The 14,402-nt window shown below is 33.1% G+C and carries 16 protein-coding genes; 1 reads left to right on the plus strand and 15 read right to left on the minus strand.

Going from position 1 to position 14,402, the window contains the following annotated elements; all coding sequences use genetic code 11:
- Window positions 1-235: 235 nt before the first annotated feature.
- The 3 genes from ACTJFD_RS07350 to ACTJFD_RS07360 form a co-directional block, all read right to left on the minus strand.
- Window positions 236-559 carry a DUF3784 domain-containing protein gene (locus tag ACTJFD_RS07350; protein ID WP_442260691.1) on the minus strand — a complete coding sequence of 108 codons (324 nt, stop codon included), beginning with the start codon at window positions 557-559 and terminating at the stop codon, window positions 236-238.
- A gap of 316 nt (window positions 560-875) precedes the next feature.
- Window positions 876-1,997, minus strand: coding sequence for a YncE family protein (locus ACTJFD_RS07355; RefSeq protein WP_442260692.1), 1,122 nt, complete (start codon window positions 1,995-1,997; stop codon window positions 876-878).
- A 14-nt stretch (window positions 1,998-2,011) separates the two neighbouring features.
- Window positions 2,012-2,320 carry a hypothetical protein gene (locus ACTJFD_RS07360; RefSeq protein ID WP_442260693.1) on the minus strand — a complete coding sequence of 103 codons (309 nt, stop codon included), beginning with the start codon at window positions 2,318-2,320 and terminating at the stop codon, window positions 2,012-2,014.
- A 161-nt stretch (window positions 2,321-2,481) separates the two neighbouring features.
- Here ACTJFD_RS07360 and xerS point away from each other — a divergent pair, with 161 nt between their 5' ends.
- Window positions 2,482-3,558: a tyrosine recombinase XerS gene (gene xerS, locus ACTJFD_RS07365; RefSeq protein WP_442260694.1), complete on the plus strand. Its 1,077-nt coding sequence runs from the start codon at window positions 2,482-2,484 to the stop codon at window positions 3,556-3,558.
- 60 nt (window positions 3,559-3,618) lie between these two features.
- Here the strand turns inward: xerS and ACTJFD_RS07370 are convergent, their stop codons facing one another.
- The 12 genes from ACTJFD_RS07370 to polA form a co-directional block, all read right to left on the minus strand.
- Window positions 3,619-4,569, minus strand: coding sequence for an alpha/beta fold hydrolase (locus ACTJFD_RS07370; protein WP_442260695.1), 951 nt, complete (start codon window positions 4,567-4,569; stop codon window positions 3,619-3,621).
- A complete protein-coding gene (locus ACTJFD_RS07375; RefSeq protein WP_442260696.1) occupies window positions 4,566-5,216 on the minus strand; it encodes a TetR/AcrR family transcriptional regulator in 651 nt (216 codons plus the stop codon). The genes ACTJFD_RS07370 and ACTJFD_RS07375 overlap by 4 nt, the downstream gene beginning before the upstream one ends.
- A 99-nt stretch (window positions 5,217-5,315) precedes the next feature.
- Complete coding sequence (locus tag ACTJFD_RS07380) at window positions 5,316-5,792, minus strand: GNAT family N-acetyltransferase (RefSeq protein ID WP_442260697.1); 477 nt, start codon at window positions 5,790-5,792, stop codon at window positions 5,316-5,318.
- Between the two features lie 5 nt (window positions 5,793-5,797).
- On the minus strand, window positions 5,798-6,190 hold the full coding sequence (locus ACTJFD_RS07385; protein WP_442260698.1) for an MmcQ/YjbR family DNA-binding protein: 393 nt from the start codon (window positions 6,188-6,190) through the stop codon (window positions 5,798-5,800).
- A gap of 160 nt (window positions 6,191-6,350) precedes the next feature.
- Complete coding sequence (rpmF, locus tag ACTJFD_RS07390; protein ID WP_442260699.1) at window positions 6,351-6,530, minus strand: 50S ribosomal protein L32; 180 nt, start codon at window positions 6,528-6,530, stop codon at window positions 6,351-6,353.
- A gap of 56 nt (window positions 6,531-6,586) precedes the next feature.
- Entirely contained in the window at window positions 6,587-7,153 is a 567-nt protein-coding gene (locus tag ACTJFD_RS07395; RefSeq protein ID WP_442260700.1) for a YceD family protein, read from the minus strand.
- A gap of 91 nt (window positions 7,154-7,244) precedes the next feature.
- Window positions 7,245-8,174 carry a primosomal protein DnaI gene (gene dnaI, locus ACTJFD_RS07400; protein WP_442260701.1) on the minus strand — a complete coding sequence of 310 codons (930 nt, stop codon included), beginning with the start codon at window positions 8,172-8,174 and terminating at the stop codon, window positions 7,245-7,247.
- A gap of 3 nt (window positions 8,175-8,177) precedes the next feature.
- Entirely contained in the window at window positions 8,178-9,596 is a 1,419-nt protein-coding gene (locus ACTJFD_RS07405; protein WP_442260702.1) for a replication initiation and membrane attachment family protein, read from the minus strand.
- A gap of 24 nt (window positions 9,597-9,620) precedes the next feature.
- Entirely contained in the window at window positions 9,621-10,079 is a 459-nt protein-coding gene (gene nrdR / locus ACTJFD_RS07410) for a transcriptional regulator NrdR (RefSeq protein WP_442260703.1), read from the minus strand.
- A gap of 121 nt (window positions 10,080-10,200) precedes the next feature.
- On the minus strand, window positions 10,201-10,815 hold the full coding sequence (coaE, locus tag ACTJFD_RS07415; protein WP_442260704.1) for a dephospho-CoA kinase: 615 nt from the start codon (window positions 10,813-10,815) through the stop codon (window positions 10,201-10,203).
- A 16-nt stretch (window positions 10,816-10,831) separates the two neighbouring features.
- Window positions 10,832-11,662, minus strand: coding sequence for a DNA-formamidopyrimidine glycosylase (gene mutM / locus ACTJFD_RS07420; RefSeq protein ID WP_442260705.1), 831 nt, complete (start codon window positions 11,660-11,662; stop codon window positions 10,832-10,834).
- 12 nt (window positions 11,663-11,674) lie between these two features.
- A complete protein-coding gene (polA, locus tag ACTJFD_RS07425) occupies window positions 11,675-14,323 on the minus strand; it encodes a DNA polymerase I (protein ID WP_442260706.1) in 2,649 nt (882 codons plus the stop codon).
- Window positions 14,324-14,402 lie beyond the last annotated feature (79 nt).

Genomic DNA, 14,402 nt, shown 5'->3' on the forward strand with positions numbered 1-14,402 from the left:
AAGTAGGTTGGGCCTGCATCCATAAAAACAAGTCTTGGTTTACATAATATATATTATGGGAAGTTGATAAAAAGAGAGGGAATTAGGTTTTTATTGTTAACAATGATTTGTTTTTATGTTTGACGAGTGTTTTATTTTTTTAACGTGCTTGTAAACATAAAAAATGATCGATTAGAATTCTTTTTCGTATTAATTCTCTTTTTTAATCGATACGATTGTATTTATCTGATAATTATTAATCGTTTTTTATCCAGTCGCTTAGTGAATTGATGACAAGAAATAAACTTAATATGGTAATGATACCAATAATAAAAAGTATAAATTGTCGATAATTTCTTCCGAGAAATGAAACGAACCCTAATGAAATACAAAACAAACCACTTAAGTAAAGTAGTATTCCGGAAGACTTACCTAGCTTTTCTGCTTTTTCTTTTGAAAACTCGTTAAAGTTGTTACCAGCGAGTGATTTTAACCATTTCCCTCGACGTAATTGATAGCCCCATACAAAGAATAAAATAGCTAAAGGTCCCGTAATTATAAGCATTAAAAACGTGAACATCTTATTCGCCTCCATAGTTAAAGTTGACTAGATTATATCATGAATTAATGATTATCGTATCATAATAGTTGTTAATACTATATTACAACTTCGTGTAGTTCTTGAGAGCAATAAACAAAAGGATTTGAATTTTACTTGTTATCTATTGCAATTTTATCTAGTGTTGATAAATTTCAAAAAAATTCTACTTATTAAATTAAATGTAGAAACTATTGATATTTTTAAAATAAATTACCGTCATAACTTAAAACCTACCTTTCTTGAAAGAAGTTACTTTCCGGAAAGGTAGGTTAAATTTTTATTATTTTGATAAATATTATCTTTTAACTTTTGTAAGTGGATTGTTCAAAACTTTTGTTAACTGATTTACATCGAATTGGATTACTCTATCTACTTTTGTAATTTCTGGTAACTTTCTAAATCTTTCGGTTGCTGATTCAAAAATAGTATATAGTTTATCCCCTTCTACTGTGATTTGTTCTAAGTATGGTGGTGCTTTTATTCTCAAAACAGTATCTTTATCTAAATATTTTCTTTCTTTTTGATTGATATCGAAAACTAATATTTCTGAATCTCTCATACCATAAGATTGTGATAGCAGCATCCAGTTTTTATAAAAGGTAATCCCTTGAATACCATGCCCTACTTTCGTGAAGTATTCAGGGCGTAATAAGTCATCTTTTGTAGTTAGTAAGGTTCGATGCTTAAGTTCTTTGATTAAGGTCCCTTCTGCATCGATATCGTACTCATCCAGACCACCTTCATGCTCTTTAGAGAAATACCCAATATAGAGCTTATCGTCGTAATAGGCGATGTAAGAAGCCCGTTTTATATTATCTAACGCAATGTTTTGACTATACTTAATCGGTTGCTTCTGTCTATTAAAATCATAAGCTTCTAGTTCTTCCAGAGTGAAGGCTGCAACGGCAGCTTTTTTATCTTTTGTAATTGAACAAACCCAAATATTTTGATGCTTAGAATCGTAGGCTATTCCTCCAACATGTGGGTTACCTTCTAAAACGACTGTCTTAATAAATTGATGCGTTTTTCTATCCATTACATAAATGACCGAATTATGCTGTTTATCATGGCTATAAGCAGATAATAAGAGATAGTCTTCAGTTAGTGTGATTCCTTGAGGATCCATTGAATAACTAGTACTAACTTTATTTTCTTTATTTAAAGCGAGTGTCCGTGTTTTAATAAGGCCAGGTAAAATATAAGTACCGTCTTCCTTTTCAGTACTACTCTTAAAGTTAGCTGCGTTATAGAGGATGTCATAATTTTCTAAATGTTCTTCTTGTTCTTTAAGAGTGTAAAGTGTCGGGGTGATATTCGTACCATTTTTTATTTTTATCTTTTTCACTTCATCGTTACCGCAACTAACTAAAATAAATGTTGCAGCACATATCAATAGAAGTTTTATTAACCTTTTCATTGGTATACCTCCTTTTATTTTTGTAATTGTCGCCATTTTACTTCTAAGATAATTCTAAAAATAATTAAATAAAGGATGAAAAACAAGCCAATTACTGAATCAGAAAGAGTAAAAGGTATAAAGTAACTTATAAAAAGGACACATAAAGCAATTAATCCGAGGAGTAGTAAGTACTTCCCTCTGAAGCGATTACTAAAAGCTAAATATTGTTTTTTATTTTGTCTAAACAAATAAGTGATATCATTCCAAGGAACATCAGGTGTCCAAATGGCTAAACTACTAATGATCCCAAGTAATGCAATGCTTATTAACATAAAAGTCATGAGAGCACTCCTTAATTTTTACATTTTTTATTCTAATCATTCTTAAGTTTATCATATTATTAGAAATAAAAAAAACAAACCTATATTGACAAATTGGTATAGGCATATTATACTCTATTAAAGCGAACTTATGTTCGTTTTAATAGAAAGGTTGTGTTGTTTTGAGAAATCAAAGTGTTTATAATCGGTTGACTGAAGAATTAACGACTCTTCCTTGGTTCGTTCATGAATATGTTCAATCAAAAAGCATTATCCCCTACTCTATAGTGACATTATATGAATATTCAAAAGAGTATCGTCGTTTTTTCGATTGGTTGTATCGTGAAAAATTAGTCTCTTCTCCCCCACATAAATTAGAAATTATAGATTTAGAAAAACTAAAAAAAGAAGAATTTGATTTATATAAATCACATCTATTACATTCAGTTAAGGTAGGTACTGTTAACGATGGACGTGTTCGTTCTTTTGTGACCATTCAGAGAACATTAACAGCGCTCCGTTCTCTTTTTCGATATTTGGCTGAACAAACAGAAGATAAAAATCAACAACCTTACCTTAGTCAAAATGTCATGATGAAAGTTGAAAATGTTAAAACCGGTAAGACATTGCAGGAACGTTCTAGAGCAATCGAAAAAAAATTATTACTCGATGATGATGCGATTAATTTTTTAAAATTTATTGAAAATGACTACCAAAAATTATTAAAAAGTCATCAAGCATTAGCAGCTTTTAATCGGAATAAAATTAGAGATTTAGCAATCAATGCTTTATTTCTTGGTACGGGGATGCGTTTATCTGAGTTAGTGAATTTACAAATGAGTGACCTTGACTTATATAATATGGAGGTCTCTGTTATTCGAAAAGGTGGTTATCAAGATACTTGTTATATCTCTTCTTTATTTATTGATTATATCAATGACTATATCGAATCGAGGAAAATACTTTATCAACCAGATAATGCTGAAAAAGCTTTATTTTTAACGACCTATCGAGGTGCTGCTAAGCGAATTGATCAGTCAACAGTTGAAAAAATGGTTGCTAAATATAGTACCCATTTTAAAGTACGTTTAACTCCTCATAAATTACGTCATACAGTAGGGACTCAACTATATAAAAATACCAATAGCTTATTAACGGTTTCTCATCAATTAGGTCAGACGGGAACATCTGCAACAGCTATCTATACTCACATTGTTGATAAAGAACAAAGAAATGCAATCAATGACCTGTGGCTTTAAAAAAAGAGCGTTTGAAGTTTAAGTAAGACTTCAAACGCTCTTTTGGTTAGTTAAATTTAATCACTTGATATTTTCTGTCATAAATTGTTTCGTTTTTTTAGATATTTTTTTGGTTTGTTTGTGATGTAAATAGTGGGAACCTTCTAACTCAATAACTTCGCCATATTTTAAGCTTTTAATTTGATCTTGATGGAGCTCTAACCAATTTTTCATTGTGTTATCATTATGGGCAACGAACAATAAAACAGGCATGTTAACAGGATATTTTAACCCTTTTGAATCTGGAAAGCTATGATCTAATTCTTTTAATTCTTCTTTCATATTTTGACTATTGATATTTTTCATTGTTAAAAGTTTTAATTGCTGAAAATCAGGATTTTCTTTAGAAGTACCCAAACTTTTAATCGGGTTTAAATTAATAATGGTTCGAAAAACACCTGCTTGTTTTAAAAAGTCTAAAAAGCGTAAGTCTACCCCTGGCCACGGTTGTTCAGGTGTGCTCGAATCAATCCCAATGAAACCTGTCATTTCATCGGCATATTTTTGAGCATAATTAACCCCATATAATCCAGTAATAGAATGTCCCATCACTGTATATTTTTTTATATTTAATTGTTCTACAACGGCGTGAATTTCTTCAACGATGTTACTAACTGTCCGCTCGCGTTTTGTTTGAGTGCTCAAACCATAGCCGAAGGGTTCAATTGTAATGACGCGATAGTCTTTAGCTAAATTTTTGATTAGAGGTTTAAAATCTAAATATGGAGATGCAGTTCCTTGCCCTGGTAATAAGATAATTGTTTCTTCACCTTTACCTTCAATTACGACATTGATTTTCCCGTCAAAAACATCTATTTTTTCTCCATAGTGCACAATTTCTTTTTCTTCTTTTTTTAAGCTGATTCTATCAATAATGGTAGTTGCTGCAAGTGTAATAGTGATTAGAATAATTAGTGTTAATAAAGTGAAGCTAAGTATTTTTAATCCTTTTTTCTTTTTTTTATTGTTCAATTTATGGTTATCCCCTTTTCGGTCAAGCGATTTAAAATTTTTTGTAAAACATCCTCATTTAAAACATCAACTCCACTTTGTTTTAAAACGTATTGACAAGCCGAAACTTTATCCCAAAAAGTATCCGCAGTGTTTGGATATAATTCTGCTATAAACCAAGTGCTAATTAAAAGAATCATGATCTCTGCCATTTGTTTAGGTTGAGGTGTATTAGTAGATTGATCTTGATTACCTTCTAAAAGATAGCATTCGATTTTTGGACTTAGAATCTGAGTCATTTCTCTTATGTAAATGGAATAAAAAACAGGATCATTTAACAAAAGATAGGCTTCTGGATTATTTTGTTTTTGATCGTGATTAAACATCGTTTCAAGTAATAGGCTTTGAATCTTTACTAAGCCATTTTTGCTGTCATCTTCGTCAATTTGCCGTAAGTCATCATCTGTCGGAAAAAAACGTCTTGCAACACCAATAATAATCCCGTTTTTTGAGCCGAAATGATGATAAATAGCTCCCTTAGTTAGCCCATCTAAATTTTTAACGATATCTAAAATAGAAGTGTTTTCATATCCTTTTTTGATGAAAAGGTGAGTAGCCACGTCTAATATCATGTTTTTTGTTTGTTTCGCTGTATATTTTTTTCCCATGTTCTTCCTCCTCTCTCTGAAAACATTCAATCGGTATGTTTTATATGATATAGAAAGAGATTAAGTTTGTCAATTGAATAAAAATAAACACTATTCGCTTCAATCATTTTGAATGCGGTAGTGTTTAATAATATGTTGATTAACTTTTTTGCGATACATTAATTGGCCTTTATTTTTTAAGATGATTTTTTCTGAGGTTAGATTTCCTTCGCGACAAGATATTAGTATATTCGTAATCTTTTTTTGTTTAAGTAGATTTAAAGCCCATGAAAATGAATAGGTTCCATAACCTAATTTTCGATAGTCAGGAAAAATAGTATAAGCAATATGGCCACCTTCTAAAGCATCGTAAGCTGTTAGTTTAAATTTTAAATGAATTATACCAATTACTGATTGATCTTGCTTAGAGATAAGAAAAAACGCTTGTTTCGATGCTCTGCGAAGCCAAGCTTCGAAATCTTTCGCTTGAGATAAGCCGCAGTCCCCATGCATGATATCTTGATGAAGTTGAGCCTTCTTTTTTTGAGCAAGCAGCACCTTTTTATCTTTTAAAGTTGGTTTTCTAAATAACAACATACTTACTAGTTCCTCTGATTTAAAATAAAGGTTTTCTCTTTTTTTGTTAGTTTTTCAAAAACTAAATCATATGAAGTTTTTATAAGTTGGTTTAAAAAATCGCTTGTCACTTCATCAGGCTTCAATTTAATTGAATTCCAATGCTTTTTATTTGTGTAATATCCAGGGATAATAATATTTGGATAACTATCTCTAAGCTCTAAATTTATATCGGGTTTATTTTTCAATGTAATAAAGCTTTCTTCAGTAGCCTCTGGCTTCATTAAACCAAACTGCTTATTAAAGAGTTCAAAGTATAAAGTTCCCCAGTCTTCTCGAAAGTAAACCCTCGCCCCAGCTAAGCTAGAAGCAAAAGTTTGGCAAGTGATCATTTTATGTTTAATTAATTCAATTGACATGTACTATCCACCTCTTTTATATTTTCTTTATTATAAGTCAAATGACTAACAGTTTTTATAGTTTACATAATTATATTATGTAAACTATAAAAAACAAAAATAAAAACCCTCAGACTTCCATGGTTAGTCTAAGGGTTTTATAACATTTTCAAAAAATGTTTTATGCTTCTTTAGTCATAACGTCTTTTCCATCATAATGGCCACATGCTGGACACACGTGATGGTTTTTTCTCATTTCACCACAATTGCTACAAGCTGTTAAACCTGGAGCTGATAATTTGTAATGAGTACGACGTCTAGCTTTTTTAGCTTTTGAAGTTCTTCTTGCTGGTACTGCCATGTATATACACCTCCTTAAAAAAAGATGTGTAAAAAATTACACAATATATTCCAATCTTACTCACTATCATCCTTTAATAATTCTGACAATTTTGCAAGACGAGGATCAATTTTTTGTTCTGAATCAGGACTGTTCTTTTTTTTCATAACGTCTTCTTCAGATAAAACTTGCCAAAAATCACCCGCAGGTAAATCGGCATCATTATTTTTTTCTGCTTCTGTTAAGATTTGAATTGGCAAGTTCAATAATATAAAGTCTTGTACTGCTTCATTCAAATTAATCATATCTTTTTCTAAAGGCATGATTAAGCTTTTTTGCTCTTCACTAACATCAGTCAATGCCTCAATATCACTAGGACGCATGTAAACCTCATCTACCATAAAAGACAATGGTAAAGTAACAGGTTCTAACGAGCGACTTGAAGGTAACACTACACTTGTGTTAACAGAAAAGTGCGCCAAGTAGCTTGTTCGATCAACATCAATTGTTCCTTTGACTTCCACAGGCAAGACCTCAATAATTGTTTGATCTCTTCGTTGAAGTTCTTCAGTTAAATTGATTCGTTCATCAAATATAAGTTGGCTTCCTCTAAATTTATTTAATTCAGCTAATGCCCATTTCATAACTTCACTCCTTAAGCAACAAAAGTAATTATACTAGCCTAACTTACCTTTGTCAATTAGTTTATTTACAGTTTATTATAACATTTTAAATTTAATTTAAACGTCGATTTTGTCCAATCATATTGACCTCTTTAGCTAAGTAACGAATTCTCTCCATTATTCTTTTTGCTTTTAACGGTTCAACTTCGCCCTTTTGAGAAACTCTTAAGTGCTCATTTTCAAGTTGTTTCATATCAAAATTAGAGCTAAAAAAAGTAGGTAATTGTTCTTGCATCCGGTATTGTAAAATAACGCCTAGAATATCATCTCTAATCCAACTACTCATAGAGTCAGCGCCAATATCATCAATCATTAAAATCGGTGCTTTTTTTACATTTTCAAGCTTCTCAAAAACAGTCTCTGTTCTGATTGAATTTTTCATTTCAACTGCGAACGTAGGAAAATGAAGTAGCGTGGTACGATAGCCTTTTTCAGCTAATAAATTGGCAACAGCGCCTAAAAGATAAGTCTTACCAACACCAAATGTCCCTTGGAGATAAAGACCTTGATGAAAATGTTTAGGTTCGTCATCGTAGTTACCGACAAAATCTAACGCTAAACGAAGAGCCTCTTTTCTTTCATTGGTTAATTCAAAGTTATTTAAACGAGCTTCTCGAATATCTTTTGGCATATCCATCGCTTTCACTCGGTTTTTAATTTCTTGTAAAGCAATTTTTTCTTCTAAGTCTTTAGTTGGAATATAAGTAACATCAATAAAATGATAGTTCATAAATAAACGAGGCTCATATCCTGGAGCAATCATAGTTGGATCATTTAGTAAAAACTTTTTCTTTTCTTGGACAAATTCATATAATTTTGCCTGACTTTTTGAAATGTTGTCATCTGTTAAACGTTCACGATTTTCTGAGATAAATGCTTGCACATCTGGATCAGCCATAACTTCAGCCATAATTTTTTCTAATTTCCCTAAACGACCTTGTTTTTTTAATTGTTGATTTAAACCTTTACCAATGTTTTCCATCGCTTATTTTTCCCCCTCTCGCATAGCGGTCACTTTTTTCAATTGTTCTTCAAAGAAAGTTTGTTCTTCACTCGACAATGGCGTTTCAACACGAGCTTCATCCGATTTAGCCCACTCAGGCAGTGTTTCTTGTCGTATTGATTTTCCATTTGTTTTTGAGTAATTCGTTTTACGGTTGTATTTATTTTGGCTTTCTTCTTGATATTCTTTAACTTTACTTAGCGCAGCTTCTGGTGAAAACAATTTTTTTTGTACCCAATCATTCGCAATAGAATTCATCATATTTTGATTAAGTGACGTCTCATCTCGACCGACTAAACAATAGTGAATTAACATATTAATAACACTATCGGGTAAGCCGGATTGATTTCTGATGTTCTCAACGGTCCATCGCTCATTATTAGCAACATATCCACCTTTTTGTTCTTTTATTGACTTTAAAAAAATCAGTGGTGCGATGTGTTCGCATGATAAAATAACCTCAATCTCTTCAGCGGTATATTTTTCACGTTTCAGCGTGTTTTTTCTAAAAGTATTTTGTTCTTTCTCGGTTTGGAGTGTTTCTTGTTTCAAAGAAGTTGTTTCTTGTTGTTTCTTTTTATTATGATAATCACGATAAATAAGTTGTTTTAAATCTTTTAAGTTAACTTGGTTGGTCACAACATCTAGGGCAGAGATAACGTATTGTTGCATCTCAAGTTCATTTATTCCATAGAGATAATGAAAGGTATCAATTGTTTTTTTGAATTGATTGGTCATGTTGTTTAGATTTACAGGTAGTTTATCCATCAACTGACGAAAGAAATCCCAATCAAATGATCGATTATCAAGATTAATCGTTTTCGGTCTTTCAAGAGTTTCTGTTGTTTTTAAAGCTTCTTTTGCGCTATTTATTTGAGGTTCTTCACGACTTAATAAGTTTTTATCCAATGTAAAAACATCAGTAAAATTCTGAGTAATTTCAGAATAACTTGTCAAATCATCGGTTTTAGTTTTGAAAAGTTGAACTAATTGTTTAAAACTATTTTCACCAATTTTATCTAATAGTAAGAGAGCCATGACATCATCAGTCAGAAAGAGCTCTGGACTAACAGGACGCATAATTAAATAGATAAAATGATGTCCTTGATCTATTTGTCGAGTGTAAGTTCTTAATAAGCCAATCGCTTCTAATCGACTACGTGCAGCATAAAAATTAGGTAAACCAATGTCGAGTTGGTCAAATAGAAAAGCATGCTCGACACTCTCTTTGGTTCTCACTTTTGAATGATGTAACAAATTGGTCAATAATGAAAATGCTGTTGTACCAATTAATGGTTGATAAAGTAGTGTTAACGTTTGATAATCTACCTCATTGTAGCCACCAGTCAAACGAATACTGAATTGGTCTTTTGGTTTTAATTTCTCCCAAGCATTTGTCACTGAAAGACACTCCTTTAAGCTTACTTATTTATCACGTTCTATAATTTCTTGTAGTTCTTGTAAAAAGACACTCATATCTTTAAATTGACGGTAGACGCTGGCAAAACGGATATAAGAAATTTCATCTAGTTTAACTAAATCCTCCATAACAAACTCACCAATGAGTATTGTAGAGACTTCATTTTCACCTAGGTTTCTAATTCTATTTTCAACATTATCAACGACTTGCTCCATCTGTTCCATAGAGACCGGACGTTTCTCTGCTGAACGGATTAAACCACGTAAGACTTTATCGCGACTAAATTCTTCACGTGCACCATTTTTTTTGATCACAAGTAATGGTGTCACTTCGATTCTTTCAAATGTTGTGAAACGAAAAGCACATTTTTCACATTCTCTTCTTCTTCTAATAGAGCGACTTTCATCTGCTGGACGACTGTCTACTACTTTTGAACCATTATAATGACATTTAGGACATTGCATGAGTAACACCTCTTTTTTTCTTTTATGGTTTATACCACTTGATATTATTCACATTATAGCATGTTTTTTAGTGTAAGGGATACCCTTTACTAAGCTAGTAAAGTAAAAAGGAAAAGAGGAGTTAATCCATCTTTTCCTTTTGTTCACCAAAGCTTTTGAGCCACCTGTCTAGTTGCATAAAGGTAACATCAGTAGCGTCGGAATTATCGATAATAAAATCAGCCTTTTTAGCTTTTTTATCAAGTGGCCATTGACTCATAATTCTTTTCTCTGCCTCTTTTAAGGTTAGTTTATCACGTTGTCGCAATCTTGAAATTTGAGTCTGATGATCAACCCAGACCACCATGATACTATCGACCAGTTGATCATATTTAGCTTCATAAAGAAGTGGAATATCAAGTACAATCAGGGCCTGTTTTTGTTTTTTAAAGTTTAAGATTTCTAAAAGAATAGCTTGATGAATATATTCTGCAAGTAACTCGTCTAGCAAACGACGCTTTTTAGCATCATTAAAAACGATCGTTCCTAATTTTTTCCGATCTAGTGTCTGATCATTCAGTAAAATATCAGGTCCAAATACTTTGATAATCGCATTCAGTCCAGGAGTCCCGATAGCAACAACTTCACGAGCAATCTTATCGGCATCAACAACAGGAATTTCTTTTTGTTTTAAATAATGGCTCGCGGTACTTTTTCCTGATGCAATACCGCCAGTTAATCCTAAAATATAAGTCATGTCGCATGTCTCCTTCTTACAGATGAATTCTCTGACAAAGGGAACAAAAATGTGTTCCTCTTTGAGCCACTTTAATTTTCGTGATTTCCGTTCCACAGTTTGGGCAAGGTTCACCTGTTTTTCCATAAACCATTAAATTAACTTGAAAAGTTCCTGCTTCACCTAACGCATTTTTATAACTTCTGATTGTTGTCCCGCCCGCTTCGACAGCTTGAGCTAAAACGTTGATAATTGCCACGTGAAGACGAGTAACTTCGTCAAAGGTCAAAGTGTTCGCTGTTTGTTCAGGATGAATTTTAGCTTTAAATAGAGCCTCATCAACATAAATATTACCTAACCCTGTAATAAGTGTCTGATCCAAAAGTAATGGTTTGATTGCTTTATGATGTTTTTTTAGTTGTTGATTAAAGGACTCGAGTAAAAATTCTTCAGGAGTAGGTTCTGGTCCTAATTTTTTGATGCCTTTGTAATCCATGGCTGTATTTTTGGGTAAGAGTGTTAATCTTCCAAATTTGCGAACGTCTAGATATCTAAGTTCGGTATGATCGGTAAAGATGAAACGAACATGCGTATGTTTCGTAACCGAAGTATCTGGTTGAACATAATCAAATTTACCTTCCATACGTAGGTGGCTAATCATATCGTAATGTGTCAAATGAAAAATCAAATATTTACCACGACGACTAACGGAATCAATTTTTTCTCCAATTAACTGGTTCGTAAAATCTTCAATATTTGGGCGTTCAATTATTCGGTCCCATGCTACGAGGACCTCTTTAATTTTTTTATTTAAGACTAGTTGTTCTAACCCTTTACGGACAGTTTCAACTTCAGGTAATTCAGGCATTAGAATCCTCCTTTATTTAGCTTCATACCATGTCTTACCAATGCTACTATCCGAAACAAGTGGAACGGATAGACTGACTGCATCAGCCATAGTTTCTTCAACCAACTGTTTTAGTTGCTCAATCTCATTAGCCGGAGCTTCAAAAACCAGCTCATCATGGACTTGAAGTAACATTGTTGCTTCCATTTTTTCTTCTGCTAAACGCTGCTTAATTTTAATCATTGCTATTTTCAAGATATCTGCAGCACTACCTTGAATAGGAGTGTTAATCGCTGTTCGTTCTGCGAATGAGCGGATATTAAAATTACGAGCATTGATGTCTGGTAAGTAACGTCGACGCTGGTAAAGTGTTTCGACATAGCCTTTTTCTTTGGCCTCTCTAACGACCTCTTCCATGTAGGTCTTGACACCAGGGTATTTTTCAAAGTAACGATCAATAAACGTTTTAGCTTCTTTTCTAGTAATCCCTAGATTTTGAGATAAACCATAATCACTAATACCGTAGACAATCCCAAAGTTTACGGCTTTAGCTTGACGACGTAAATTACTATCGACTTGTTCCGCACTTTCAATACCAAAGACGCGCATTGCTGTACTAGAATGAATATCTTGCCCTTCAATAAAGGCTTCTTTTAGATGTTCATCATTTGAAATATGAGCAAGTACTCGAAGTTCAATTTGAGAGTAGTCAGAAGAAAATAGCAACCAATCTTTTTGACGTGGAACGAAAGCTTGTCGTATTTTTCGTCCTTCTTCTAAACGAATGGGAATATTCTGTAGATTGGGGTCAACCGAGCTTAGCCTTCCTGTCTGGGTTAACGTTTGAACATAGCGAGTATGAATTTTTTGATCTTCAAAGATAACTTTTAATAAGCCTTCAACATAAGTGGATTGAATTTTTGCGATTTGACGGTAGGTTAAGATATCTTCAATAATAGGTGACTGCCCTTTTAGTTTTTCTAAAACGTCAACTGCAGTAGAGTAACCAGTCTTCGTTTTTTTAATCACTGGTAAATTCAATTTTTCAAAAAGGATAACGCCGAGTTGCTTAGGCGAATTTAAATTAAATTCTCCCCCTGCTTCTTGATACACTCTTTGCTCGATTTCTGTCAATTTTTCAGCGAATTCACCTTTCATTTCAATCAGGCGTTGAGCATTAACCGTAATACCAGTAATTTCCATATCACCAAGAATTAAAGCCAAAGGTAATTCAATCTCATAATATAAATCGGTTTGTTGAGTTTCATCTAGCTTATCTGCTAAAACGGGATACAATTCAACGATGGCTTGAATTTTCCGAGCTAAATGTTCTGTAAAGCGAGCTTCTTCCTCTGGTAACCCTTTTTTAACTCCTTTACCATAGATGATTTCATCATTATCAAGGTCAAGAATGTTAAAGGTCGCAGCGACTTCAGCGATATCCTCACTAGTATTTGTTGAATCAATAACATAGGCTGCTAATAAAGCATCAAACTTTGCGCCTTGTAGTTTTAAATCATAGCGGTGTAGAGCGACATACGTTCTCTTTAAGTCATAAACTAGCTTGGTCCTTAACGCATCTGTTAACCAATTTTGAAATAAAGGTTCACTTAAGACCCAATCTCCTGTGGTTACATAGTATTGTTCCCTGTTTCCCCAAGCAACTCCTTCAATTGGAGAGGTGTGGTAATTTTCAGATAACATCTCGACATAAAGCCCCATCTCTGTCGTAAACATCTCTTCTGTTAAAGTCTCCACCACTTGATAGATAATGGCTTGGTGTTCTTTGACTTCTGGTACAATACTACTATCTAATTTACTTAGAAATGAGTTAAAATCCATCTCTTTATAAAAAGGAATTAGCTTATCTAAATTTTTTCCTGAATAGGCCAAAGAATCAACGTCAACCTCAATTGGGCTGTCGATATCAATTGTGGCTAGCTGTTTACTTAGAAAAGCAATTTCTTTTTCATTAATTAAATTTTCTTTCATTTTGCTTTTCTTTAGATCAGCAACGTGTTCGTAAACGCCCTCAACAGAGCCGTATTCTTTCAATAATTTAATGGCTGTTTTCTCCCCAATTTTAGTGACACCTGGGATATTATCTGATGCATCACCTGCCAGACCTTTCATGTCAATAATTTGTAGAGGTGTTAATTCGTATTTTTCTTTGATATGTTCAGGAGTATAGGATTCTATCTCACTAACCCCTTTAACGGTAACGTCAACGGTGATATTACCTGAAGCCAGTTGTGTTAAATCTTTATCTCCTGTTAAAATAACGACGTCAAACTCAGCTGGATCAACGCGTTTTGCCAGAGTACCGATAATATCATCTGCTTCATAATTATCTAACTCATAGTGCTGCATGCCTAGTCCTTCAATTAAATCTCTTAAATAAGGCATCTGCTCTTTAAATTCACTTGGAGTTTTCGAACGCCCCCCTTTATACTCTTCATAAAACGCATGACGAAACGTTGTTTTCCCCGCATCAAAAGCTACTAAAGCGTGCGTTGGTTTAACGGCGGTTAATATATTTTCTAACATATTATTAACCGCATATAAAGCGTTAGTGTGTAGCCCTTGTTTATTTTTGAAACGTTCTAATGATTGATAAAGAGCAAAAAAGCCTCGAAAGGCGATGCTGTTACCATCAATCAGTAACAATTTATTTTTTTTCATTAAGCCACCCCATCTTTCTATTCAACCTATTCTAACAAATTATGAGAAACAAAGCGAAAAGAAAAACCCAATCACTAAA

It is taken from the genome of Vagococcus sp. (assembly GCF_052102835.1).
In the GTDB taxonomy this organism is placed as follows: domain Bacteria; phylum Bacillota; class Bacilli; order Lactobacillales; family Vagococcaceae; genus Vagococcus.